This is a genomic window from Pseudomonas subflava, assembly GCF_023823685.1.
Taxonomy (GTDB): domain Bacteria; phylum Pseudomonadota; class Gammaproteobacteria; order Pseudomonadales; family Pseudomonadaceae; genus Aquipseudomonas; species Aquipseudomonas subflava.
The window spans coordinates 352228-377287 of the sequence record NZ_JAMXBF010000005.1; the positions used below are offsets into that span (position 1 = coordinate 352228).

Below are 25060 nucleotides of genomic sequence, written 5' to 3' on the forward strand. Positions count from 1 at the left end.
CTGCCGCCCTTTCTTTGACGTCAGTGAGCTTGTCGTCCACAGACAGGGAGCGTCCGCAGCCGGGGACGTGTCTTGGAATGCTTCGATGCTGCGTACCCGCCATGGCGGGGTAGGCGCGGCGGCGGAGTCACGACAGGCGCACTGCGCAACCGCAGGGGGCGTCGTGGTGTCTGGTTCCGTTCGCAGGAAGCGCCTGTTACAGGTGCTGGTGGGAAGTGTCTGGGTAGGTCTGAGCCTGCTGCCGCTGGCGGCCAATGCCGACCTCGGGGTGAGCAAGACCCGCGCGGCGGGTTTCGCCGATCCCAAGTTCGTCGGTGACGTGGATGGCTTCCTGATCCACCTGACCAACAGCTTCGCCAGCGGCGACATCACCAATGTCAGCTTCACCGACAACATGCCCGCGGGCTTTCGCGTGGCCGGCAACGGCGTGGTCTCCACCGAATGCCGCGACGGCGCCGGCGCCACCGTGCCGTTCCAGGGCATCCTCAACGCGCCCATGGGCAGCAGCAGCTTCTCGCTCAGCGGCGGTGTCATCCCCGCCGTGAACGGCGGCACCGAGGCCGGCTACTGCGACATCGTCGTGGAAGTCACCAGCCTCAGCGGTAACGGTACCAACGTGATCCCCGCCGGCTCGGTGACCGGCGAGCATGCCGGCAACCCGGTGAGCAACGCCGACCCGGCGCAGCAGTCGCTGAACTTCAACACACTGTCCGCGCCGAGCATCAGCAAGAGCTTCTCGCCCAGCACCATCGTCAAAGACGACCAGCCGACCCGGCTGACCCTCACCATCACCAACAATGCCTCGCAGCCGCTGCCGCTGAACGGCGCCGGCGACACGCCGGCCTTCGCCATTCGCGACCGCCTCGGCGACTTCGGCCTGCGCGTCGCCTCGGTGACCGCCAGCAACCCGGACGGGCCCGATGCGCAGGTCAGCTGCGGCGCCACGCCGCCGACCTTCGCTCCCGTGGCAGGCGACACCGAGATCAGCGCCGTCGGTGGCGTGATCGCCGCCAACAGTGCCTGCACCCTGAGCGTGCTGGTGGTGGCGGACGGCTCCGACAGCGCCTACTCGACCAGCGTCAACAACCTGGTCAACCGCAACACCGACTTCGCCAACCGTCGCGGCCTGGTGCCACCGAGCAACGCCACGGCCAGCCTGACCGTCACCGCGCCGCTGCGGGTGTCCAAGGAATTCGTTCCGGCCACCGTGGCCAAGGGCCAGGAAGCGGAGCTGAGCATCACCCTGAGAAACGCCAGCCCACTGAGCAGCATGACCCTGGGCAGCTTCAGCGACGCCATCGACGGCGGCGTGGGCCTGCTGGAGATCACCAGCACGCCGACCGCCAACTGCAGCGCCGGCTCGAGCCTGACCGGCCTGGGCGGCGTCGGCACCTCCACCCTGCAGATGAGCGGCGGCACCTTGGCCGCCGGCGGCGACTGCGTGATCACCGTGCCCTACACCGCCGACCTGGCGGTGGCCGGCACGCCGCAGTCCTTCACCAACACCATCGCCGTCGGGGACGTGAGCGTGATCAGCCCGGCAGACGTGGTGAGCCAGGGCGTGAGCGCCTCGGTCAACGTGGTCGACCAGTTCCTGGTGGAGAAGACCAGCCGTCCGTCCATCGTCACCCCCGGCAACCCGGTGCGCTTCGTCGTCACCACGCGCAACTACTCGACCAGCCCGCAGGCGGGCGTGGCGCTCACCGACAACCTGCCCAACGGCATGCTGCTGCTCAACCTGCCGCAGAAGCCGGCGCCGCTGCTGAGCGGCAGCAATTGCACCGGGCTCGCGCTCGGCGGCAGCGCCAGCGACCCGGTGTTCACCTTCGACATGCCGGCAGGTACGTCCGGCAACCCGGCGAGCTGCGCCGTGACCTTCTGGGCCATGGTGCCGGCCGGCGCGCCCGCCGGCGCCATCGTCAACGAGATCCCCGCCGGTGGCGTGTGCGCCCCGGGCGGCACCATCTGCAACCACACTTCCAGCGAGTCGCAGTTCAGCGTCAGCAGCAGCGTGCTGACCGTGGAGAAGAGGTTCGACGCCAGCTCCAAGCCCGAGGGAACCGCGGCGACCATGACCATCGAGCTGGTCAACCTGTCCGCCCAGCCGCTGACCAGCGTCAGCCTCACCGACAACCTGCCGACCGGCAGCAACGGCACGCCGATGCTGGTCGCTTCGCCGAACAGCGCCTCCAGCACCTGCGGCGGCACCATTACCGCGGTGCCCGGCAGCAACCAGGTGACGCTCACCGGCGCCACCGTCCCGGCCCGTGCCGGTGGCGGTCTGGACGATGCTGGTCGCTGCCGCCTGCGGGTCAACGTCAGCGGCGCCGCCGGCCAGTACGACAATCGCGTTTCGGCCAGCGCCACGCAGACTTACGCCGATGGCACCACCGACACCCTGACCAGCCCCGAGGTGGTTGCCACCATCAACTTCCTCTCGGCGCTGAGCGGTGCCAAGTCCTTCACCCCCAACCGCATCCAGCCCGGCGGCCGCTCCACCGTTGCTCTCAGCCTGAGCAACGGCCAGGCGGGCGTGCTCAACGACGTGGCCATCACCGACAACCTGCCGGCCGGCATGACCGTGGCCACTCCCGCCAATGCCTATTCCACCTGTGCCGGCTCGCCGTTGGTCAACGCCGCGCCGGGCGCCTCGGTGGTGGGCATGACGGGTGCGCAGATCGGTGGCAACAGCACCTGTGAGCTGATCTTCGACGTCACCGCCAGCGGCGGCGGCGACTGGGTCAACAGCATCGCCCCCGGCCAGCTCACCGCCGCCGGCGGTGTGCAGAACGTCACCCCCTTCGGCGCCACGCTGCAGAACGCCAGCGGCGGCGGCGTCACCGTCGGCGTCAACCACGCCAGCGCCAGCGTCGCCGCGCCGGGCGCGGTCACCCAGCTGACCCTGACCCTGTTCAACAGTGGCAGCCTGGACCTGACCAACCTCGACCTGAGCAACTACTTCACCGGCAATGGCCTGGCCGGCGGCACGCCCACCGGCGAGCGCATCGCCAGCGTGCCCAACGCCGTGACCACCTGCCCGGGCGGCGTGGTCAGCGCCAACCCGAACGCCACCTCGTTCAGCCTCAGCGACGTCAGCCTGGCGGCTGGCCAGACCTGTACCGTCACCGTCGACGTCACCATGGTCAGCACCGGCACGGTGACCGACACCGTTCCGGCCGGGGCGATCACCACCGACCAGGGCGTGACCAATGCCGCGCCGGCCTCCAGCAGCCTGCAGACCAGCACCGGCCTGGGCGTGACCAAGCAGTTCACCCCCAAGGTGGTGCAGCCCAACGAGCGCTCGCGCCTGCGCATCACCTTCTACAACCCGACGTCGCAGCCGATCGCCAACCTGGCGCTGACCGACACCTTCCCGGCGGGCCTGACCACCGCCAGCCCGGCCAACGCGCTGACCACCTGCCAGGGCAGCGTCAGCAGCGGCGCCGGCCAGGTGACCATCAGCGGCGGCAGCATCGCCGCGGGCAGCAGCGCCGCGCCGGCCAGCTGCTTCGTGGAAATCGACGTGCTGTCGAACACCCAGGGCGACTACCTCAACCTGATCCCGGCCAGCAGCGTGTCCGCCACCGCGGGCGGCAGCCCGATCAGCAACAACGACCCGACCAGCGATACCCTGCGGGTCAAGGCGCCCATCGTCGTGCACAAGGCCATCGCCCAGCGCACCCTGGATGCCGGCGACCCGACCGGTTTCACCACCGGCACCGCCAGTGGTACCGCCAGCACGCCGTACACCCTGAGCATTCGCCTGGACAACCCGAACAGCTCGCCGCTCACTGGCGTGGCCTACCTCGATAGCCTGCCCACCGGCCTGGTGGTGGCGCAGATCCCCGCCATCGGCAACACCTGCGGCGGCAGCGTCAGTGCCTCGCCGTCCGGCACCTCGGTGCGCCTGGCCGGCGGCAACCTGGCGGGCAACGGCAACTGCACCGTCAGCGTGGCGGTGCTGAGCAACATCGCCGGTACCTACACCAACACCATCGAGGCCGGCGGCGTGACCAGCTTCGAGGGCGTGAGCAACGCCGAGCCGACCCGCGCGCGCCTGGTGATCACCAGCCCGCCGACCGTGAGCAAGCAGTTCGCCCCGGCGGTGATCGCGCAGAACGGCATCTCCCGCCTGACGATCTTCGTCAACAACCCGAACGCGGCGGCCATGACCCTGACGGCCGCGCTGACCGACAACCTGCCGGACTCCCCCGGCCAGGTACGCGTCGCCGCGCTGCCCAATGTCGCCGGCAGCTGCCCGACGGGTAGCGTCACCGCCAGCGCCGGCGCCACCCTGGTGCGCCTGGCCAACGGCACCGTGGTGCCGAGTGGCGGCTGCACCATCGAGGTGGACGTCACCGCCGACACCGCCGGCGAGCACACCAACGAGATCCCCGCGGGCGCGCTGCAGACCGACCTGGGCGACAACCCGCAGCCGGCCTACGCCACGCTACGCGTCAGCACCCAGGGCTTCGTCTCCGGCCGGGTGTACCTGGACAACGATCAGAACGGCACCTACCAGGCCGGTACCGACGACCCGCTGCGTGGCGTCGCCATCGAGCTGCGCAGCGGTGCCACCTGCGCCGGCGGCACGCCGGTCAGCGGCATCAACGGCCTGCTCAACCCGGCGACGACCGACTCGGCGGGCAACTACCTGTTCGCCGGCCTGCCGGCGGGTACCTATTCGGTGTGCCAGGCCACGCAGCCGGCCGGCACGCTGAATGCCCAGCCGGTATCCGGCGTCATCACCCCGGCCAACGGCAGCAGCGGCACGCCGGGCAGCGCCGGCAACGCCACGGCCACCAGCAGCCAGATCGAGGGCATCGTCCTCAACGACGATGGCGCTGCGGGCGAGATCAGCGGCTCGCAGCGCAACGACTTTCCCGAAGTGCTGCCGGCCAGCATCGCCGGCAGCGTGTTCATCGACCAGAACAACGACGGCGTTCGCCAGGGCGGCGATGCCGGCCTGGCCGGCGTGACCGTCACCCTCAGTGGCACCGACTGGCAGAACCGCCCGGTGACCGCGACCACCACCACCAATAGCGCCGGCCAGTACCGTTTCGAGGGCCTGCAGCCGGGTACCTACAGCGTCACCGAGCCGACCCAGCCGGCCGGCACCGCCAACGGCCAGACCGTGCCCGGCAACAGCGCCAGCGGCACGCCCAGCGCCACCCCGCCGGGCAACGTGCCCAGCGCCATCGGCGGCATCGTCCTGACCCCGGGCTACGCCTCGGAGGGCAACGACTTCGCCGAGATCGTCAATGGCCGCAGCATCTATGGCCAGGTCTTCCACGACCGCGACACCGACGGCGAGCCGGGCAGCAACGACCGCGGCCTGGGCGGGCAGACCGTGGTGCTCAGCGGCGTGGACATCAACGGCAACCCGGTGAACCGCAGCACCGTCACCGCCAGCGACGGCACCTTCAGCTTCGTCGGCCTGCCGGCGGGCAACTACGAGCTGCTGCAGCCGAACCAGCCGAGCGGGCTGATCAACGGCTCAACCACCGCAGGCAGCGCCGGCGGCACGGTCAGCGAAGGGCCGAGCCGGATCGCCGGCATCGACCTGACCGGCAACAACCTGTCGGTCGACAACTGGTTCGCCGAGGTCACCATTCCGGGGCTGTCCGGCACCGTGTGGTTCGACGGCAACCACGACCGCGTGCTCGATCCGGGCGAGACCCGCCTGCCGGGCTGGACCGTCGAGCTGCTGCGCGGCGGCAGCGTGGTCGCCACCACCCAGTCCGACGCCAACGGCGCCTACGCCTTCTCCGACCTGACCCCGGGCAACGGCTACGAAGTGCGCTTCCGTCACCCGGAAACCGGCACGCTGTTCGGTCGCCCGGTGCCCAACGAGCAGGGCGCCGCGCACACCCCGGGCACAGCCGGGCCGGGCAACCCGGCGGGTGCGGACAACCGCGACGGCACGCTGAAGAACATCACCATCAGCGCCGGGCACAACGTCGTCGAACAGAGCCTGCCGATCGACCCGGCCGGCGTGGTGTATGACGCCATCAGCCGCCAGCCGGTGCGCGGCGCCGTGGTCAACATCAGCGGTCCGGCCGGCTTCGATGCCTCCCAGGTGCTGGGCGGCTCGCTGCAGCAGACCACCGGTGCCGACGGCCTGTACCAGTTCCTCCTGCTCTCCAGCGCCCCGGCCGGTACCTACACACTCAGCGTCACGGTGCCGGCGGGCTACGTGCAGGGGCCGTCCGCGCTGATCCCGGCGTGCAACAACACGCTGAACGTCACCGCCATTCCCGACCCCGCGCTGGTGCAGACCAGCAACCAGCCGCCGGCCGAGGCGGTGGACCCGCACGACGCGGCCACCTGCCCGGTGAGTTCGGCCGGGCTCGCCGCGGGCCACGGCAGCACCCAGTACTACTACAGCTTCGTACTCGGCGCGGCCTCGGCCGACGTGGTCAACAACCACATCCCGATCGACCCGATCCTCGGCGGCGCCATCGTCATGACCAAGAACACGCCGAAGGTCAACGTGACCCGCGGCGAGCTGGTGCCCTACGTACTGACCGCGCGCAACACCCTGTCCACCTCGCTGGCCAATATCGCCATCGAGGACCAGATGCCGCCGGGCTTCAAGTACGTGAAGAACTCCGCGCAGATCGAGGGCGTGCCGGTTGAGCCGCAGGTGGAGGGCCGGCGCCTGCGCTGGCCGGACCGCACGCTCGGCGGCGGCCAGGTGCTGACCGTCAAGCTGCTGCTGGTGGTGGGCTCCGGCGTCGGCTTCAACGAGTACGTCAACCAGACCTGGGCGCTGAACATGATCGCCGACGCGCGCGTGTCCAACGTCGCCACCGCCAGCGTGCGCGTGGTCGCCGACCCGACGTTCGACTGCTCGGACCTGATCGGCAAGGTCTTCGACGACCAGAACCGCAATGGCTACCAGGACCAGGGCGAGCCCGGCCTGCCCGGCGTGCGCCTGGCCACGCCGCGCGGCTGGCTGGTGACCACCGACGAGTACGGCCGCTACCACATCGCCTGTGCCGACGTGCCCAGCGAGATGCGCGGCAGCAACTTCATCCTCAAGGTCGACGAACGCACGCTGCCGAGCGGCTACCGCATCGTCACCGAGAACCCGCGCGTGGTGCGCATGACCCAGGGTCGCCTGGTCAAGGCCAACTTCGGCGCCAGCATCCACCGCGTGGTGCGGCTGGACCTGAGCGGCGAGGCCTTCGATGCCCACAACGCGCTGACCGCGCAGTACCAGGCGCGCCTCGACGAGGTGCTGGTGCTGCTGTACGCCGAGCCGTCGATCCTGCGCATCGCCTACCGCATGCCGGTGGACAGCGAGGTGAGCGATGCGCGCGAGCGTGTCGGCCATGTGAAGGACTGGATCAAGGAGCACTGGGAGCCCCACGACTGCTGCTACGACCTGCAACTGGAGGAAGAAATCGTACCGGCGACCGATAGCGTGGAGGTGATCCGATGAGCATGCGTAACCTGTTGGCGTGCGGCATCGCCGCGCTGACCCTGAACCCCCTGGCCGTCGCCGTATCGATCGCCGCCGAACATTGCGAAGCGGGCAAGGGCTGCGGCCTGCAGGGCCCGCGCGGAGCGATGGAGGACGAGTCGCTGCTGCAGCGCCGACCCTTCACCGCGGGCGGCCTGCCGGCGCTGCCGGCCAACGCCGAGCGCGAGCTGCCGCGCGAGCGGCTGATCCTCTGGCAACTCGACGGCGCCCTCGGCGAGCGCGACCAGCTGGTCGCCGTCGGCGACGAAGAGGTCAGCGCCGTGATGCTGCGCGACGGCCTGCCGGTGGTGCGCTTCGCCTCCGGCCGCTCGGCCGTGCCGACGCGCGACAGCGATGCCCTGGCGAAACTGGTCGAGCGCATGGCCGGCAAGCGCAACCTGCGCCTGCGCCTGATCGGTCATACCGACCCGCAGCGCCTGTCGCCACGCAGCCAGGCGATCTACGACGACAACCAGGGCCTCGGCCTGCAGCGCGCCAAGGAAGTGGGCGAGATATTCCGCCAGCGTCTGAACCTCAAGCCCGAGCAGATCCTGCTGGACAGCCGCGGCCCCCGCGAGCCGCTGGTGCCCGGCGACAGCCCCGAGGCCTGGGCGCTGAACCGCCGGGTGGAAGTGGAAATTTGGTATGACGAGGCAGTGGTCCGCACGCCGGCCAAGGCGCCGGCCTGCGCACCGGGCAGCGTCGCCGAGCAGGGCATGGCACCGTTCCGCATCAGCGTCGACGGCCAGCCGCAGGATGCCACCAACGCCGCGGGCAGCGCCGACGCCCAGCGCTGCGTCGACGTGGCGCTGGCCCAGGACCTGCTGCAGGTGCGCTTCGACAACCTGTCGGCGCAGCCGCGTCTGAATCTGGTGTCTGGCGCTCGCGTGGCGCGCATCGGCGAGCCGCTGACCTTCAGCGGCTACAGCAACTACCTGCACTGGATCGACCGCGCCGAGGTGCGCATCCTCGGCAAGAAGCGCGTGTTCGGCGAGCCGCAGGTGCTGCACACCATCGCCCTCGATGAGCGGCTCGGCGCAAGCTGGACGCCGCCGGCCGACACGCCGGAGCGGGTCTACTACCAGCTGCGCGTGTACGACAAGGAAGGGCGCTACGACGAGACCAGCGTGCAAGTGCTCAATGTGGCGCGCGGCGAGCTGCCCGAGGAAAGCGATGCGGACATCGCGGCCGACCTGCTCGCCGGCTACGGCGGCAACCGCCTGCAGCGCCACAGCATCCCGGTGGCCGGCGGCACGGTGACCGTCAACGGCAAGCAGGTGAAGGACGGCCAGCACGTGTTCGTCATGGGCCGCCCGGTGCCGGTGGACGGCAGCGGCACCTTCGCTGCCGCGCAGATCATCCCGCGCGGCCTGCACACCGTGGAAGTGGCCGTGCTCGACGGGCAGGGCAAGGGCCGCATCTATCGCCGCGACCTGCGCCTGCCGCAGAACGACTGGTTCACCGTGGCCATCGCCGACTTCACCGTCGGCCAGCAGGACACCAGCGGCCCGGCGCGCCTGGTCACCCAGGAAGATCGCTACTACGACGACGCGCTCTACGCCGACGGGCGCCTGGCCTTCTATACCAAGGGCAAGGTCGACGGCAAATACACCATCACCGGCAGCGTCGACACCGGCGAGGAACCGGCGGACAGCCTGTTCAGCAACTTCAACGACAAGGACCCTCGCGAGTTCCTGCGGCGCATGAGCTCCGACTCGGACAAGGGCTGGGCGACCTTCGGCGATGACTCGACCCTGGTCGAGGACGCGCCGACCCGCGGCAAGTTCTACGTCAAGGTCGAGGACGAGAAGTCCCACGCCATGTGGGGCAACTTCCGTGAGCAGATCCGCGAGACCGAGCTGACCCAGATCGACCGCAGCCTGTACGGCGCCCAGGTGCGCTACCGCGACGACGCCTTCACCGCCTTCGGCGAACGCCGCCTGCAGGTCGAGGGCTTCGCCGCCGAACCCGGCACCGCCTCGGCCCGCGAGGACTTCCGCGGCACCGGCGGCTCGCTCTACTACCTGCGCCACCAGGACATCACCGAGGGCAGCGAGCGCGTGCGCATCGAGGTGCGCGACAAGGACTCCGGCCTGGTGCTGCACAGCGAGGACCTGGTCGCCGGCATCGACTACGAGATCAACTCGCTGCAGGGGCGGGTGATGCTCACCCAGCCGCTGTCGGCCAGCGCCGACGGCAGCACGCTGATCCGCTCCGGCGGCAGCCTGTCCGGCAACCCGGCGTTCCTGGTGGTCGGCTACGAATACTCGCCGGGCCTGGAACAGCTCGACGACCTCGCCTATGGCGGTCGCGCGGCCTACTGGGTCAACGACAAGGTGCGCGTCGGCGTTACCGGCAGCATGCAGGAGCAGACCGGGCGCGAAGACCAGACCCTGGGCGGCGGCGACCTGCTGCTGCGCCACAGCGAAGGCACCTGGATGAAGCTGGAGTCGGCGCAGAGCGAAGGCGACAGCCTCGACCAGCGATTCTCCTACGACGGCGGTTTCGGCTTCGGCCAGGAAGTCGCCGGTACCGACTCGCGCGCGCGCGCCAATCGCATCGAGACCGCCTTCGACCTGAAGGACGTGGTCGAGGACGCCGAAGGCCGCGGCACCTTCTACTACGAGAGCCGCGACGCCGGCTTCTCGGCGCCGGGGCGGCTGTCCGAACTGGCCAGCGATCAGGTCGGCGGCAGCTATACCGCGCCCCTGGGCGAGAAGACGGAGCTGACCCTGAAGGCCGACCAGACCGAGGAGGACGGCGGCCGCTCGCGCCGCGCCGCCGAGGGTATCGTCGCCTACGACCTGAGCGACGCCTGGCGCCTGTCCGCCGGCCTGCGCAACGACCGGCAGACCTACGGCGGCTCGTACCGCAACTTCTACACCGGCACCTACGCCGGCTACGACAGCGGCAACTACGACGAGGGCGAACGCAACGACGCGCTGGTCCAGGCGCTGTACCACGCCGAGGAAGACTGGTCGGTGTACGGCTTCGGCCAGGGCACGGTCAGCCGCGACGGCGGCCGCCAGGCCAACAACCGCCTGGGCGTCGGCGGCGACTATCGCCTCAACGAGCGCACCTCGCTGAACGGCGAGCTGTCCGGTGGCAACCTCGGTGTCGGCGCCAAGGCCGGCGTCGGCTACGACGCCTCGGACCGCACCAACGTCTACCTCAACTACGAGCTGGACAGCGACCGCAGCGACGACGGCTTCGCCAGCCGCAGCGGCCTGGAGGGCAGCGGCCGCACCGGGCAGTTCGTCTCCGGCGCCCGCTCGCGCTGGACCGACAGCACCAGCGTGTATGCCGAGCAGCGCGTGCAGCATGGCGATCAGGCTGGCCTGATCCAGGGCTACGGCCTGGATTTCGCCCCCGATGACCACTGGAGCTACGGCGTCACCACCGAATTCGGCACCTTCAACGAGGAGACCGACTACGCCCTGAAACGTCGCGCCATCGGCGGCAAGGTCGGCTACAGCAATGGCGACCTGCGTTACGCCAGCCGTCTGGAATACCGCGAGGACAGCAGCGATGTGCAGGACCTGAGCGTGTGGCTGATGCGCAACAACCTCAGCTACAAGGTCAACCCGGACTGGCGCTTCATCGGCAAGCTGGACTTTTCCGTGGGCGATTCCGACCGCGGCGACTACTTCGACGGCGACTTCGTCGAGGCCTCGCTCGGCTACGCCTACCGGCCGGTGTTCAACGACCGCCTCAACCTGCTGGCCAAGTACACCTACCTGGCGGACCTGCCGCCGCCAGACCAGGTGTCCAACGCCACCGGCAGCACGGTCGACTACGCCCAGCGCAGCCATGTGTTCGCCATCGACGGTATCTACGACCTCAGCGAGCGCTGGAGCGTCGGCGGCAAGTATGCCTACCGCCTCAGCGAGCTGCGCATGAGCCGCGACAGTTCGGCGGACTGGTTCGACAGCCGCGGCCAATTGATCGCCGCGCGCGTCGACTGGCACGTGGTGAAGAAGTGGGACCTGATGGCCGAGATCCGCCGCCGCGACGAGTTCGCCGCCAAGGACAGCCGCACCGGCATGCTGGTCGGCGTCTACCGCCACTTCGGCAATCACTTCAAGGCGGGCGTGGGCTACAACTTCAGCGACTTCAGCGACGACCTCACCGACCTGTCGTACCGCAGCCAGGGCTGGTTCTTCAACGCGGTCGGCAAGTACTGACGGCCGCGCCGCCCCGGGCCGGGCCATGGCCCCGGGGCGGCGCCCGATCAGTAGTCCCAGAACGCCGCGATCCAGCGGAAGGCGTCGCCTTCGACCGCCACCCGGCCCACGGACGGGAAGGGCAGGTGGGTGGCGACGAACAGCTCGCCGCTGGCCGCCGCCTCGCGCAGCAGGCGCACGCGCACGTGCACCGATTCCTCAGGGTCGTGCTCGAAGCCGTTGTGCCAGTCCGGGTGGTCGAAGGCCACCGGGAACAGCGCGTCGCCGGCGAACGTCAGGCGCTCGCCGCCCGAATTCACGTAGACGATACAGTGCCCCGGGGTATGGCCGCCGGTGAGCTTGGCGACCACGCCGGGCGCCACCTCATGCTCGTCGTCGAAGATGTGCAGGTTGCCGCGGTAATGCGCGATGAACTGCTGGGCGGTGGCGCGCAGCACGTCGGGCACCGGCGCCGGCATGGCGGTTTGGGCGAAATCGGGGGTGTCCCAGAACGCCACTTCGGTGGCCGTGACATGGATGCGCACGTCCGGGCGCAGCCGCTGCTTCACCGCGTCGACGAGCAGGCCGCCGATATGGTCCATGTGCATGTGGGTGATGATCACGTCGGTGACCTCGCCGAGGTCGATGCCCGCGGCTTCCAGGCGCTTGGGAAACTGGCCGGCGCGGGGAAGCCGGGGAACTGGCCGCCGAGCCCGGCGTCGACCAGCACGATCTGCTCGCCGCTGCGGACGACCAGCACGTTGAGGGCCCAGTCGAACATGTCCGGGCCGAGGTGCATGTCCTTGAACCAGGCGGCGCGCGCAGCCGGGTCGGCGTTGGTGGACATGGTCTCGGTCGGCAGCGGCAGCACGCCGTCGCTGATGACCATCACGTCGATGTCGCCCAGGCGCAGGGCATAGCGGGAGGGCACCAGTTCCTCGACGGGGGCGGAGCGGGTGGTTTCGTCGTGCGAGCTGAAGGTGGTGAGGTGAGCGGTCATGGTCGTTCTCCATTCTCGGGTCGTTACGACAGGCAATGGCGTCCCCCGGCCAGCGGAGCGGCCGCGGGGAAGTCACAGGGAGCGGTTTGGCCGGCGCCAACGGCACCGGCCGGATCGGCGATCAGGCGACCGGGATCATCGGGTCGGCCGCCGCCAGCGCCGTCGCGCGGTCGGCCACCGGCGGATAGATCCACTGCGTGTTGATCTGCGTCTTGAGTTCCTTGGCCGGCTGGCGCACCAGCTTGACCTGGCGATCCCAGCCCTCGCTGTACACCGCGCCCCAGGCGCCCAAATCCAGGCAGGTCACGTACTTGGGCTGGCGATAGGGCGTCGGCGCCAGGCCCAGCAGGTCGGCCGCGACGTTGTTGCCGGCGTGGCGGCCGAGGGCGATGGCGTGCTGGCAGCTCATCGCCGCGAAGTTGCCCAGGTCATCCGTGGCCGCGTAGGCCACATCGCCGGCGGCGAAGACGTTGGCCTGGCCGAAGACCTTGAGGTTGGCGTCCACGTGCAGCCGGCCCTGGGCGTCGCGCACGCTGCTCAGCTGCTCGGTCAGCGCGCTGGCGCGGAAGCCGACCGTCCAGATCACCGTCTGTGCGTCGATGCGCGAGCCGTCGGAGAGGTTGACCCCCTTGTCGTCGAGCGAGGCCACGCCGGTGCCGACGATCCACTCGATGCCCAGGTGCTTGGAGGCGTCGATGATCGGCACGCGGATCTGGTCGCCCATCACCGCCGCGATCTGCGGGCCGCGGTCGACGACGATCACGCGGATGTCCGTATCCTCACCCAGTACCGCGCGCAGGCGCTGCGGCATCTCGGTCGCGGTCTCGATGCCGGTGAAGCCGCCGCCGGCCACCACCACGGTGTTGCGCGCGGCGCTGGCGGGGCGGTCCTTGAGCGACTGCAGGTGACGCTCCAGCTGGGTGGCCGATTCGATCTGGTCGACATCGAAGGCGTGCCGGTCGAGACCCGGCACGGCCGGCCGGCTCAGGTGGCTGCCGGTGGCGAGGACGAGGCGGTCGTAGCGCAGGCTCCGTGCGACGCCGGCGGCGTCGGTGTAGCCGACGCTGTTCTCCTGCTCGTCGATCAGCGTCGCGCTGCCCTGGACGAAGCGCACGCCGACGACGTCCAGCAGGGCGTCCAGCGGGGCGAACATGGTGTGCACCTCGGGCTCGTAGAAACGCGGGCGGATGCGCAGTTCGGCCTGGGGGGCGAGCAGGGTGATGTCCACATCGCGGCGGCCGTTCAGGTCCAGCAGGCGGGCGGCGCTGAGCGCGCTCCACAGGCCGGCGAAGCCGGCGCCGATGATCAGAATGTGCTGTTTCATGGTGAATTCTCCCGAAGTCATGACAGAGCGAAGGTCGTGGGCCGGGCGATGGCCCGCGGGGGCGTCGGCGGCTGCTGGCGGGGTGTTCGTCGACGCCCGTGCGGCGCGGCTGCCACGGAGCGGGGGCCGTAGGCGATGGGGCGGGGTTGAGGTTTATTGTTCATTCGTTGGTCCTCTGGTCCGGGCCGAGCAGGCCCTGGAGCCGATGTTCCGGCCGTGCCCAGCGGCGGCAGAACTCAATCCGCGTGATAGCTGCTCTCAAAACGAATGATGTTTCGCTGGGCAACCGTATGTGGAAAATCGCCGCGCGGCCGGGCAGCGGGGTTGACTGCCGTGACGCGCAGCGATGGCGGCTGCTTAACTGGATGCACAGGGAGGCCTTGCGATGAACCGAAACGAATTGCGCCGCGTCGACATGAACCTGCTGGTGGTCTTCGAGACCCTCATGTTCGAGCGCAACCTGACCCGCGCCGCGGAGAAGCTGTTCCTCGGCCAGCCGGCCGTCAGCGCGGCGCTGGCGCGCCTGCGCGAGCTGTTCAACGACCCGCTGCTGGTGCGCAACGGCCGCCATCTGGAGCCGACCGCGCGGGCCCTGGTGATCCTCCGTGAGCTGCAGCCGGCGATGGACACCATCTCCTGCGCGGTCAGCCGCGCGCGGGAGTTCACCCCCGGCATCGACCGCGCCACGTTCCGCATCGGCCTCTCCGACGACGCCGAGTTCGGCCTGTTCCCGAAGCTGGTCCGCCAGCTGCGCGCAGAGGCGCCGAACGTGGTGCTGGTGGTGCGCCGCGTGCACTTCCTGCTGATGACGCCGATGCTGACGTCCGGGGAAATCTCCGTTGGCGTCAGCTACACCACCGATTTGCCGGCCAACGCCAAGCGCCGCCGGCTGCGCGAGATGAAGGTCAAGGTGCTGCGCGGCGACGACCGCCCGGGCCCGCTGACCCTGGACGAGTTCTGCGCGCGGCCCCACGTGCTGGTGTCGTTCTCCGGCGATCTCAGCGGCAACATCGACAACGACCTGGCGCGGGTCGGCGCTTCGCGCCACGTGGTGATGGCCGTGCCCCAGTTCGGCGGCCTGCGCTCGATACTGCCCGGCACCGACCTGCTCGCCTCGGTGCCGGACTACGCCGCCGCCGCCCTCATCGAAGGCACCCAGCTACGCGCCGACGACCCGCCATTCCCCACCGTGACCTCCGACCTGTCGATGGTCTGGGGCGAGGGCACGGACGGCGACCCGGCAGAGCGCTGGCTGCGCAGCCGCATCGTCGAGTCGATGGCCGAGCAGGGCTAGAGATCGCGTGTATGGCAGGCCGAGGCGCTCGACAACCGCCGCTTCTGGGGGCGGTGGCGGCCGTTGGCAAACGCGGAAGCTGGAAAGCAAAAGCCCCTGATCTGACGATCAAGGGCTTCTGGTGTTCTGATTTGGTGGAGCCGGGGGGATTTGAACCCTGTTTTTGCCGTTCCGTTACGTCTCAAATTCGCTCAATACGCGGCTCTGCAGACGGACATCGTCTCGAATCCTCACTATCTGGCACAGTAATTTCGACACATTTTCGACACTTACGCCTCCTCCATAAAATCGTAAGCCATATGTCAGAGCTGGAATGCCAAAACACATTAATACTTCCCTAGCTCTTGAATGTTCATGAGCTCGAGGAAATTAATCATATAAAAATTATTCCAGTTATTCGGGCGAGCTTGATCATGCCCAAGTCGAACCTCTAGCTCAAGTGCACGAGGGTCCTCATAGCCAGTAATCGTAGCAATATTTTTGTAATGCTTTTTGAATTGAGCCCTGTTAAAAAGCTCAAATTTACCGTGATATCCAGCGTAGTAAAGAGTTTGAGGGAACCAACGAATCTGTTTCATGAAGGCAATCATTAGAATAAGGGTTTCTGCTTCCATTATCGAGCGAAACGAAATTGATTCCCTGTCTGCTGATTGTTTTATATATGCAGCAGCCGGACTGCTCAGCTTTCTACCGGGCTCTGCTAGTATTTGAAGTGTTTCAGAATAGCCATAAAATCGAGTGAAATCATCGAATCTATTTTCGCCGTATCCTTCTGTGTCTGGTAACAAATAAGATGTAAAGAATACTTCATGTAAGCTTTCAAAAGATTTGGTCTTAATGAGAGCGGCAACTATGTATAGGAATGTCTCATAAACGAAAACACGCTGCGCCTCAAGCATGTTGTCATTCCATTGAGTTATCTCTTCGGGTCGCGATTTTAGTTCTAGTAGCTTTTCCAGGGTACTGGTTAGTGCCTCGTTGAATTCGTTGGAGGCGTCATAATCGCTTTCAAGCAGAACCCATTCCAGCAAGTAATCTCTAACCGGCTTCAACGCCCGCAAATCTCCAAGCACCATTTCGCCTGTAATTTGTTTTTGCTCTCTTATTCTAAACTTGTCTGCATGCTTCACGCATTCATCTATGAGATCTCGACGATAATGACTTATTCGCTTCTTTTCTTGGAGTATCGCCTGCTTCAATGTATTGAATTTGGCGCTGATGGCAGCTGCGGAAACCGGCGCTTCGCCGGTTATGTATGCTGGCGGCTTGCCTAGTTGAGGTTTTGTATGCTCTGGGCGACCAAACAGAAGTCGCACAAGCCTCTCCCAATTTTCATTAACCTTTTCTGGCGAGCTAAAATCAATCGAAATTCTAGACTGAAGGAATGTAGGGGTAATGGCTCTCCCCTCACTATCACGCTCGCATATGATAGGAATGAATTTTGATTGCGCTACTTTCTCATATACATGTTTAGATATGATCTGGCTTTCAGTTCCGACGCCTGCTTTGCGCGCATCAGCTTTTTCTGCATAAGCTTTATCGCTCATGATCAGCACATGGGTTACAGTATCATCAGTAACCATTGACTCCATGAAGGCGTATTTGTCGTCTCCTTCTCGGAGATCAAAAATATCTAGGACAACCTCTATGCCGTCAGATACCAAACGCTCAGCACATTCCTTAACAAATTCTTGGTGATCTATCCCGCTCCAGCTGTAGGAGATAAAAACCTTTGGGCTCTTAACTTCGCTCATACATGCTCCTTATTCGCCGCAACTTTGCATTTTCTTCGCGTTATTTTTGGCATTAGGATTGGCCTGATGTTGTTCCCACCAGAACCGGCATTCGTACGACTGCATTTTCCTCTCAGACTCTTGAGCACGTAGCTCTTCTCGTCTGACTTCGGCCTGTTGCCGTGCCTCAGCCCTGCTGCTTCGAAGTTCTTCTGCCAATTGCTCAAACTGGTAGTTCATCCAGGCATTTGCTGCCAAGAGTCGGATGCCATCAGTTATGAAGGTACCCAGCACAATAGCTAGGGTGATGATGCCAAGCCATTCGAAGCTGCTCCGCTCCTTGGGCCTGGGTGGAATGTAAACGTCCTCGTCATCCACTCGCATGATTCAGTCCTTTTCGCCGCCCGTCCTTCGGGAATACCAGCGCCTAGCTATTTCCTGAGTAATCGCTATCCCGCGTTTTGATTGGGCAAGTTTGAATTGGCCTGCTCGTACTGCGGGCTCAGCTGGCCTTTGTCAGGCATGACCTCACCGGTCATAAGCCACCATCGGTACTGAGGGTATCTTTTCCCTAGCACCTCTAGTTCCTCCGCCCCAAACCTAGCCTTGCCCCGTTTGATGCTCTGCCAGCGAACGTAGTCCTTACTATTCACCTCTGCCAGCTCTTTGAGGCTGGTTTGGCTCAGCAATAGGTGGGCCCTCTCGGCCATTCCTTCCGGCATGAAAAAAACTCGTTATGGACTATTGCCATAGGCGCACTGATATGGATAATGTCCATATGGACTATGGCCATATGAAGAGCCTGATTTCTGCAACGAATAGTGACGGAACGAGCATGGAACTGGAAGAGCTGGAGCCCAGCAAGATCGCAGGGCCGCAACAGGATGTAGAAACCATAGAGAAGTGGGCCGACCGCAACGGCATCACCTTTGGCACTGCTCGCGCCTGGGTGTATCGCGGCGTTCTCCCCTCGGTGAAGCTCGGCAAGCTGCGCATGGTGAACAGCGCCCTGCTTCGCTCCTGGCTGTTGGAACAGGAGTGGACCGCTTGAATGCCCTCTCTCAACAGCTACCAGCGGCTACCGCATGCCGAAACCTGCGACTGCTCTGTCTGCTGGTCCCGTCGCGCACCGGAACCCGAGCGCTCCCCATCCATACCCTGCGACCAATGCCGCCCCGCATCTGTGGCCAAGGTCGATGGAATCTGGAAGGCGACACCGGCTTTTACTTGCGCGAAACACACGCCACCGCGCCGGCCCCCGCAGTACTGGAACGTTATTTACGACTCGGGCAATCCAACGCCCTTCGTTCCAATCCGCAAGCCGTTCGAGTTGGAGAGCTGAGCCAATGAGCGCCTATGTCGGAATTCTCTATGCGGGCGTGCTGATCATCTGGACTGTGCTGATGCTGCAAGTGGTCCGCTATGTCTTGCACCGGCATTTTCTGCTGACCCAGCAAGTCCGCGAGTTCAATGACCTGCTCGCCTCGTATCGCGAGCTCACCGACAAGCCATCGCCGCTGGCTTCCGTGACTGGCCCGCCAGTCGCGGGAGACGGTGGCGACACGGGATGACAAGGGCCGTGGCCCTTGGTGTTTGACGCGATAACGGCCCGCGCATCGGCCGAGTTGTAAACCCCCGGCATACCGAGAAAACCCCTCGGGCGAAAAACTGAAAAGTTCGCCCGTGTGGACCCGCTCGGCCTGCTGAAAGGCAAACCGCGCAATCAGGCGCACCACAAGCGAGGTAACACACATGGCACGTTCCACTATGGAAGTCGCATTCCTGGGCACCCAAAAGACCGAAATGGAAGACGCTAAATACGTGAAGGTCTTCTATGGCGATGAGCCGGATGGCAAGACCGAACACGGCCTCTCCATCATCGGCATGGCCGTCGCTGACGATCAGGCCGACGAGGTCTTCGCCGCTGGCGCTCACTTCCAGCCCCTGGAGCTGGTCCGCATCACCTTCGAGGTGGATCGCGGCGGCCAGAACAAGGGCAAAAATCTCGCCCTACATATCGAGCCAGTGAAGGCCCGCACCACTGCGGCAGTTTCTCCGCAGCCCAACAAGCCGGCCCCTTCGGCTGATCCGGCCAAGTCCTGATTAAGGGGCGGCTCAGATGGTTCGGATCTTCTGCAATCACTGCCAGCGCTGCGCCCCTGAGCGTAACTGGCAGCTGATTAAAGCCTGCCCGCGCTGCCTGAGCCCCCTATGAATTTCCTCGCGTGTGAAGGCGACTGGAGTGTCGGAGCGGCGGGTGAACCCCTCTGCACCGGGACTCTGGTCAGCCTGACCCAAGAGGAAATGCAGGCCCTCTACGGGTCTGCCCTGACCTGGGACGACGTGGCCGAGCTGCAAGGCGAAGCAATTGCTCTGTTTGCCGTGGTGTTCGGCTTCCTAGTCCTGAAAAAAGCACTCAAGAGGTAATGACCATGCAACAAGCCAAAAACGCTGTATCCCGCTCCCGCCTGCTGGTGGGCTCCATCGCTACCGGCGCCCTGGCCTTCGGTAATGCCGTGTACGCCGCCGTCCCGGCCGAAGCCACCGAGGCCCTCGATACCGCCAAGACCGACGTGAACACCATCGGCTGGGCGGTGTTCGCCGTCATCGTCGCGGCTGCCGCCTTCGGCTACATGCGTCGCGCCCTGTAAGCGAGCTCGTCACGGTCCCGTGCCGGGCAAGAACAACCCCGCTCCGGCGGGGTTTTCTTATCCAGCTGGAAGTAACTGCCATGTCTCAAGAATGGTTCGTTCTCATCGTCACAGTGGCCGCCTTGTGGGCGCTGTTCTTCGGGCGGGTGTAGCTATGTCACCGCGTCAGGCTTGCCTCTTTCTGTTGCTGCTGTCGCCAATGTCCTGGGGTGCAGCGACGTATTCAACCAACATTCATCCCGAGGTCTTCCACCTCAACGCCAATGACGCTTGTGCCTCTCTGGCGCCAGAGTCTGACTACCCCTTAGTCGGCCCCAATGGCGTGGTTGAGGGTGTATATGCAGACGGCAACATGTCTTGCTTCTACCGCTATTCAGACCCTTCGCAATTTGGTGGGACTCGCGTTAACGGTTTCGTTGTAGGTGGCGTGTCCCCTCGGGTGATCTCAAAAGATTGCGAGGTTGGTACGTCTACGTCCCTGACTTGGCCCCTGGGCCGGCAAGAAACAAATAATGATTCAACATTCTCCTCCTTCGGCTATGCCCAGCCTCTGAACTACTGCTTCTCCGGGTGTATCGGCGATGCTGACCCCGGTGGCACAGGTGATGACTTCTTCGGGCAGCCAGACACGGACCCCAAGTACGAAATCATCTTCGCCAATCTGGCATATGTTCTGACGGGGCAAGCTTGCAGTACCGCCGATATGGAGCCTATGCCGGAGATTCCGCCTCCGCCGGAGGACAATCCTGATCCTTGCGAGGCTGATCCGAGCGCAGAGGGCTGCACAGACCCAACTGATCCCACTGACCCAACGGACCCTACCGACCCCACGGACCCGACTGATCCCACTGACCCCACTGACCCCACTGATCCCACTGATCCCGGTGGTGGTGATGGCGGTGATGGTGGAACCGATCCAGGCGACGGCGGTGACGGCGGTGGCGGTGATAACGGCTCCGCCGGTGGCCTCGGCTGCGATCAGCCGTTGATCTGCGAGGGCGATGCCATTGCCTGCGCTCAGCTGCGCCTTGAAAAGGAAATGAAGTGCAACGGCGAGGCGGCTACTAACTTCCCTGGGCAGAAAGACGATATCGCCGACTTCCTCGACAACCCTGATTACAAGATGGAAGAGGACGAAGAGGTTGATATCGCTAGCTATTTCGACGAGGGCACCCGCTTTCTTCCGTCGAGCTGTCCGCCTCCTAAGACCTTCCACCTCACCACGGGTGGCGGCCGCACCTTCCAGTTTTCCTACGAATCCATCTGTCAGTTCGCCTCGGACCTCAGTTACCTGATCGTCGCGGCGGCTGGGGTGTTCTTCGCCATCTACATCGGCCGTGCCGCAGGGGGTGAGTGATGCCAGCGTTTTGGCTATGGGCTGCGCAACTGGTCTTCATGATGGTTCAGCCGCTTGTGGGCTGGCTGTTCCGAGTGATCGGCATCGGCTTTGTGTCTTATGTCGGCTACAACGCGTTGCTTGAGGTGGCGATGAACTACGTCACCTCCAAGCTCAGCGGTTCTTCCCTGGAGATTCAGCAGATTCTGGGGCTGGCCAAGATTGATATCGCTATCAATCTTTACTTCGCCGCGGTGACTACCCGCCTCGTTCTGGCCGGCATCAACAAGGCTCAGGACCGTCGCCGTGCTCAGGTCTGGCGCAAGCCGGGCGGCACCTCCATCGAAGCTTAAGGAGGCCGCCCGATGCTCTACATCCGCACTGGTAAGCCCGGCCACGGTAAGACCCTGAACACCATCCGCGAGGTGGATAAGAAGGCCTTAGAAGAAGGCCGCACGGTCTACTTCTTCAACATCACCGGCCTTAAACCCGAACTGCTCAAAGCCAGCTGGTTTCCCTTCGACGATCCGCACAAGTGGTTCGATCTGCCCAAGGATTCCATCGCCGTGATCGACGAGGCGCAAGGGTGGTTCGGCGTGCGTGATCCTCGCAACCGGCCGCCCGAGCACATCACCCGCTTCGAAACCATGCGTCACCATGGTTTCGAGGTGCATCTGATCACCCAGGACCCGCGTTACCTCGACGTCCACCTGCGCCGCCTGTGCAACGGCCACGTGCATTACTGGCGCGTCTTCAAGTCCCAGCAGCTGCTCCGCTTCGAGTCCGAAGCGGTGATCGAAAAGGTCGAGCTGAAAAGCAGCTTCAAGGACGCCGACAAGCGCACCGTGCGGCTCGATAAGAAGTACTTCGGCGTCTACACCAGCACCCAGGCCAAGCATCACTTCCAGTTCAAGGCCCCGAAAAAGATGCTGTTTGCCGTGGCTGCCATGCTTGCTGCTGCCTTCATGGTGTACCGCGCCTATGACCGCTATGAGGAAGGCAAAGCCCAGCAGGCGCAGCCCGCCGAAAGCGCGCCCAGCGCCGTACAGCAGGTCAAGGATACGGTAGGTTCCCTCATCACCCCGGCCACCGCCTCCGGCGACAAGAAGGCCAACACCCTAGAAAAGTACCTCGCTGATCGCACCCCGCGCATACCCGATGTGCCCAGCTCGGCACCGATCTATGACGAGTTAACCAAGCCCAAGACCTACCCCAAGCTTTCCTGCGTCATGAGTTCCGACGAGGGCTACATCGAGCGCAACAGCAAGCGGTACAGGGTCGTTAGGGCGGCAGAGAAAGCCTATATCTGCGAGTGCTACACCCAGCAGGGTACGTGGCACAAAACGTCGTTCTCCTTCTGCAAAAACGTGGTTCAACAGGGTTACTTCGACCCCGCCAAACCCGACCCGCAGCAGCTCGAAAACCCCGCGCTCACCGGTAGGCAGCCGCCACCCAAACAGCTCGAGCAAACCATTGCCAGCTCCCTGGAAGGCGCTCCCAAGGGTTCGTCTGTGGTGGTCGTGCCCTATGAAAAGGAACGCTTCCTGTGGTGATAGGGGAGCGCATAGCGAGTGGCCCTTTAAGCGCGCAATGCGCTGGGCGCATGCGCGCTAAAGGGCGCGCGGGGACGCCCCTGTAACACGTCAGATAAACCCAATTACCGAGTTTCAATTCGTGCCGTTTTGGAGTGAAAAGAGATGAGCGTTAAGGATCAACTGCGAGTCGATCAGCAATTCCAAGAATCTGCCACCGGCAGGCTCTTTTTCGATGACCACACTGCCATCCTCACCGACCTTTCGAAAGTCCGCCTGCTGCGTTGCGGGGTGGATACGGTCCGCCAGCTGTACCGGGGGCTGATCCGCCCGGAGATCATGGCGCTATTCGAGACCCCCGGCGTCATTGTCGACTTTGCTGGCCAGCGCTGGCACTCCGGTCGCGTCGGCCGTGATTCTGGCTACCAATACAAGCTCCAGAATGCAGACCTCGGCTTCGTCCTGCTGGTGAAGAACTTCAACGCCAAGCAAGACGCCATCGGCCCTCACCTCAAAATCGAGGTGTCACCCCATGCCATCGACGCCCTAAGTCCCGAGCGCCTGCAAGCTCGGATGGATTTCTACGCCCAAGAGGTACTGACTCACCTCGAAGTTAACCAATGCGCGGTGCACCTGGCGCTAGACCTGCAAGGCTGGCAACCGCCGTCCGATCTGATGGCGCGTATGCACTGCAAAGCGCGCGCGCACCGGGATATTTCGGGCATCAATGAGATTTCCTGGGCGACCAAGGCCAGCGTGTACGGCCGTGGTGAAACCTCTATGTTTGGCTCCGCTGGTGGCATCCAGCTCTGTATCTACAACAAGACCGAGCAAGCCCGCGCCACCGACAAGCTTGATTACTGGGAAGGCGTCTGGAAGCGCCGCGACAGCTTCGACGAGGGCGACCCCGATAATTACAACCCGGAGCAAGACGTTTGGCGCATCGAGCTGCGCTATCACCACTCGATCATCCAGCAATTTGCTTCCGGCTCCGTCGACGTTCATTCCGGCGTGCTGATCGACACACGCTCTTTCTCCGCCTTCGCTGGTCACCTCGACGGCCTATGGCGCTACGGTCTGAGCCAGTTCCGCCTACAAGCCCGCCCCGGCCGCTATGAGGCCATCTGGACCCTGCTGCGTCACGATGTGCGAGTCGATATCGCCGCCGATTCGCTGCTGGAAGACACCTTCTACAAGCGCCATTACAAGACCGCTCGCGGCTTCTCCGGCAAGAACGTCGAGCTGTTCTTGGGCAACTTCGTCAGCTTGCTGGCAAGGGAAAGGGTGGGCGCAAAAAAGGCGTTTAAGCGGCTCACCGAATGGGAATGCTGGCCGGTGATCCGCGACCACTACGCCGCCAAGCATATGACCACGCTCGACATCTATCACCACATCCGCGACCTCTTGGAAGAGCGCCATGTCCGCTGGGGGAGAGCCGTCTAGATGGCCATTGAGCAACTACCGGACGGCCGTTGGAAGGTCGATGTAGAGCCCATCAAGGGAAAGCGCTTCCGCAAGACGCTCAAGACCAAGGCAGAGGCTCAGCGCTTCGAGGCTACTTGCCGCGCCAAGGTAGTGGATAACCCGAGCTGGTCCCCCAAACCGACCGACACCCGCCGCTTAACCGAGCTGGTAGCTGCATGGTTCGATCTGCACGGGCATTCGTTGCGGGATGGGGAGCGCCGCCGTTCCAAGTTGGATTTGGTCGCCAAGCGCCTGCGCAACCCCCAAGCCGCCAAGCTGGACCCGCAGGCGTATGCCCATGATCGGCGCCTAAGGCTATGGGAGGGCACGTCGCCCAAGACCCTCAACAATGAGCTGGGGTATCTGCGTTCGGTCTACAACGAACTGCGGGGCTTGGGCGTTATCGACTACGCCAATCCGCTCGCCCTGGTGAAGCCCCTCAAGATTCAGGAGCGAGAGCTTTCCTGGCTGACGAATGATCAGATTGCCGAGCTGCTGGAGACTATCCGCAGCGGCTGCGATAACCCACACGTCGAAATCATCACTCTGATCTGTCTGGCCACTGGTGCGCGTTGGTCTGAGGCTGAGAAACTGAGGCCGACCGGGCTGCGTAATGCAGTGATCACCTTCAGCGGGACTAAGAGTGGCAAGGTGCGGTCGGTACCGATCACGGCCGAGTTGGAGGCCAAGGTAATTCGCCATTGGAAACAGCATGGCCAGCCTAACTCGGCCATTACTTCGTTCCGCAGGGCTCTGGCCAGAACCACCATACAGTTACCGAAAGGGCAGGCCGCACACTCTCTGCGGCACACCTTTGCCAGCCACTTCATTCAGAACGGCGGAAATATTCTCACCCTGCAGAAAATCCTGGGTCACTCCAGCCTAGCGATGACTATGCGCTATGCGCATCTGGCGCCTGATCATTTAGCAGATGCTTTGAGATTTGGCCCCTTGGCTGCTTTTTAGACCGTTGGCGAAAAAACGTTATACATGACTCAACTGACGATTGAATCAGTCGATTACTACATGGATAATCGCGCCCCAATGTGGTCTAAGCTGTGGATATCTCTGTGCATAGCTTGTGGGCAAGCAGCA

The 25060-nt window shown here is 64.6% G+C and carries 17 protein-coding genes and 1 pseudogene; 14 read left to right on the plus strand and 4 right to left on the minus strand.

The window, feature by feature from the left end; all coding sequences use genetic code 11:
- Window positions 1–166 precede the first annotated feature (166 nt).
- Both NF616_RS08345 and NF616_RS08350 read left to right on the plus strand, forming a co-directional pair.
- On the plus strand, window positions 167–7447 hold the full coding sequence (locus tag NF616_RS08345) for a DUF7933 domain-containing protein (RefSeq protein ID WP_252272769.1): 7281 nt from the start codon (window positions 167–169) through the stop codon (window positions 7445–7447).
- On the plus strand, window positions 7444–11652 hold the full coding sequence (locus NF616_RS08350) for an OmpA family protein (RefSeq protein WP_252272770.1): 4209 nt from the start codon (window positions 7444–7446) through the stop codon (window positions 11650–11652). Before NF616_RS08345 ends, NF616_RS08350 begins: the two co-directional genes overlap by 4 nt.
- A 47-nt stretch (window positions 11653–11699) precedes the next feature.
- Here the strand turns inward: NF616_RS08350 and NF616_RS08355 are convergent.
- Both NF616_RS08355 and NF616_RS08360 read right to left on the minus strand, forming a co-directional pair.
- Window positions 11700–12631: pseudogene (locus NF616_RS08355) on the minus strand (MBL fold metallo-hydrolase).
- Window positions 12632–12752: 121 nt separating this feature from the next.
- Window positions 12753–13955 (minus strand): NAD(P)/FAD-dependent oxidoreductase, encoded by a 1203-nt coding sequence (locus NF616_RS08360; RefSeq protein ID WP_252272771.1) that lies wholly within the window; start codon window positions 13953–13955, stop codon window positions 12753–12755.
- A 385-nt stretch (window positions 13956–14340) separates the two neighbouring features.
- Here NF616_RS08360 and NF616_RS08365 point away from each other — a divergent pair, with 385 nt between their 5' ends.
- Window positions 14341–15249, plus strand: a complete 909-nt coding sequence (locus NF616_RS08365; protein WP_252272772.1) for a LysR family transcriptional regulator — start codon at window positions 14341–14343, stop codon at window positions 15247–15249.
- Between the two features lie 326 nt (window positions 15250–15575).
- On the opposite strand, the gene NF616_RS08370 is transcribed toward NF616_RS08365, so the two are convergent.
- Both NF616_RS08370 and NF616_RS08375 read right to left on the minus strand, forming a co-directional pair.
- Window positions 15576–17003 (minus strand): SEFIR domain-containing protein, encoded by a 1428-nt coding sequence (locus NF616_RS08370; protein WP_252272773.1) that lies wholly within the window; start codon window positions 17001–17003, stop codon window positions 15576–15578.
- A 9-nt stretch (window positions 17004–17012) separates the two neighbouring features.
- On the minus strand, window positions 17013–17366 hold the full coding sequence (locus NF616_RS08375; protein WP_252272774.1) for a hypothetical protein: 354 nt from the start codon (window positions 17364–17366) through the stop codon (window positions 17013–17015).
- Window positions 17367–17817: 451 nt separating this feature from the next.
- Here NF616_RS08375 and NF616_RS08380 point away from each other — a divergent pair, with 451 nt between their 5' ends.
- The 11 genes from NF616_RS08380 to NF616_RS08430 all read left to right on the plus strand — a co-directional run bounded on the left by NF616_RS08380 (window position 17818) and on the right by NF616_RS08430 (window position 24931).
- The gene (locus NF616_RS08380; protein WP_252272925.1) at window positions 17818–18033 is read left to right on the plus strand and encodes a DNA-binding protein; all 216 of its coding nucleotides are present in this window, start codon (window positions 17818–17820) and stop codon (window positions 18031–18033) included.
- Window positions 18034–18324, plus strand: coding sequence for a lysogeny maintenance protein PflM (gene pflM, locus NF616_RS08385; RefSeq protein WP_252272775.1), 291 nt, complete (start codon window positions 18034–18036; stop codon window positions 18322–18324).
- A 4-nt stretch (window positions 18325–18328) separates the two neighbouring features.
- Window positions 18329–18553 carry a hypothetical protein gene (locus tag NF616_RS08390; protein ID WP_252272776.1) on the plus strand — a complete coding sequence of 75 codons (225 nt, stop codon included), beginning with the start codon at window positions 18329–18331 and terminating at the stop codon, window positions 18551–18553.
- A 181-nt stretch (window positions 18554–18734) separates the two neighbouring features.
- Window positions 18735–19085, plus strand: coding sequence for a hypothetical protein (locus NF616_RS08395; protein WP_252272777.1), 351 nt, complete (start codon window positions 18735–18737; stop codon window positions 19083–19085).
- A gap of 108 nt (window positions 19086–19193) precedes the next feature.
- A complete protein-coding gene (locus tag NF616_RS08400; protein WP_252272778.1) occupies window positions 19194–19409 on the plus strand; it encodes a hypothetical protein in 216 nt (71 codons plus the stop codon).
- A gap of 5 nt (window positions 19410–19414) precedes the next feature.
- Window positions 19415–19633, plus strand: a complete 219-nt coding sequence (locus NF616_RS08405; RefSeq protein ID WP_252272779.1) for a major capsid protein — start codon at window positions 19415–19417, stop codon at window positions 19631–19633.
- A gap of 154 nt (window positions 19634–19787) precedes the next feature.
- The gene (locus NF616_RS08410; RefSeq protein ID WP_252272780.1) at window positions 19788–20990 is read left to right on the plus strand and encodes a virulence factor TspB C-terminal domain-related protein; all 1203 of its coding nucleotides are present in this window, start codon (window positions 19788–19790) and stop codon (window positions 20988–20990) included.
- On the plus strand, window positions 20990–21322 hold the full coding sequence (locus tag NF616_RS08415) for a DUF2523 family protein (protein ID WP_252272781.1): 333 nt from the start codon (window positions 20990–20992) through the stop codon (window positions 21320–21322). Before NF616_RS08410 ends, NF616_RS08415 begins: the two co-directional genes overlap by 1 nt.
- 12 nt (window positions 21323–21334) lie before the next feature.
- Entirely contained in the window at window positions 21335–22522 is a 1188-nt protein-coding gene (locus NF616_RS08420; protein ID WP_252272782.1) for a zonular occludens toxin domain-containing protein, read from the plus strand.
- Window positions 22523–22666: 144 nt separating this feature from the next.
- Window positions 22667–23944: a hypothetical protein gene (locus NF616_RS08425; RefSeq protein ID WP_252272783.1), complete on the plus strand. Its 1278-nt coding sequence runs from the start codon at window positions 22667–22669 to the stop codon at window positions 23942–23944.
- Window positions 23945–24931: a phage integrase gene (locus NF616_RS08430; RefSeq protein WP_252272784.1), complete on the plus strand. Its 987-nt coding sequence runs from the start codon at window positions 23945–23947 to the stop codon at window positions 24929–24931. It abuts the gene before it with no gap.
- Window positions 24932–25060 lie beyond the last annotated feature (129 nt).

Bases quoted from the DNA above. Each gene is read 5' to 3' on its own strand.
- NF616_RS08415 (WP_252272781.1), top strand. From the start codon at position 20,990: ATGCCAGCGTTTTGGCTATGGGCTGCGCAACTGGTCTTCATGATGGTT.
- NF616_RS08350 (WP_252272770.1), top strand. From the start codon at position 7,444: ATGAGCATGCGTAACCTGTTGGCGTGCGGCATCGCCGCGCTGACCCTG.
- NF616_RS08425 (WP_252272783.1), top strand. From the start codon at position 22,667: ATGAGCGTTAAGGATCAACTGCGAGTCGATCAGCAATTCCAAGAATCT.
- NF616_RS08365 (WP_252272772.1), top strand. From the start codon at position 14,341: ATGAACCGAAACGAATTGCGCCGCGTCGACATGAACCTGCTGGTGGTC.
- NF616_RS08375 (WP_252272774.1), bottom strand. From the start codon at position 17,366: ATGCGAGTGGATGACGAGGACGTTTACATTCCACCCAGGCCCAAGGAG.
- NF616_RS08430 (WP_252272784.1), top strand. From the start codon at position 23,945: ATGGCCATTGAGCAACTACCGGACGGCCGTTGGAAGGTCGATGTAGAG.
- NF616_RS08410 (WP_252272780.1), top strand. From the start codon at position 19,788: ATGTCACCGCGTCAGGCTTGCCTCTTTCTGTTGCTGCTGTCGCCAATG.
- NF616_RS08370 (WP_252272773.1), bottom strand. From the start codon at position 17,003: ATGAGCGAAGTTAAGAGCCCAAAGGTTTTTATCTCCTACAGCTGGAGC.
- NF616_RS08390 (WP_252272776.1), top strand. From the start codon at position 18,329: ATGAGCGCCTATGTCGGAATTCTCTATGCGGGCGTGCTGATCATCTGG.
- pflM (WP_252272775.1), top strand. From the start codon at position 18,034: ATGCCCTCTCTCAACAGCTACCAGCGGCTACCGCATGCCGAAACCTGC.
- NF616_RS08380 (WP_252272925.1), top strand. From the start codon at position 17,818: ATGGAACTGGAAGAGCTGGAGCCCAGCAAGATCGCAGGGCCGCAACAG.
- NF616_RS08395 (WP_252272777.1), top strand. From the start codon at position 18,735: ATGGCACGTTCCACTATGGAAGTCGCATTCCTGGGCACCCAAAAGACC.
- NF616_RS08420 (WP_252272782.1), top strand. From the start codon at position 21,335: ATGCTCTACATCCGCACTGGTAAGCCCGGCCACGGTAAGACCCTGAAC.
- NF616_RS08360 (WP_252272771.1), bottom strand. From the start codon at position 13,955: ATGAAACAGCACATTCTGATCATCGGCGCCGGCTTCGCCGGCCTGTGG.
- NF616_RS08405 (WP_252272779.1), top strand. From the start codon at position 19,415: ATGCAACAAGCCAAAAACGCTGTATCCCGCTCCCGCCTGCTGGTGGGC.
- NF616_RS08400 (WP_252272778.1), top strand. From the start codon at position 19,194: ATGAATTTCCTCGCGTGTGAAGGCGACTGGAGTGTCGGAGCGGCGGGT.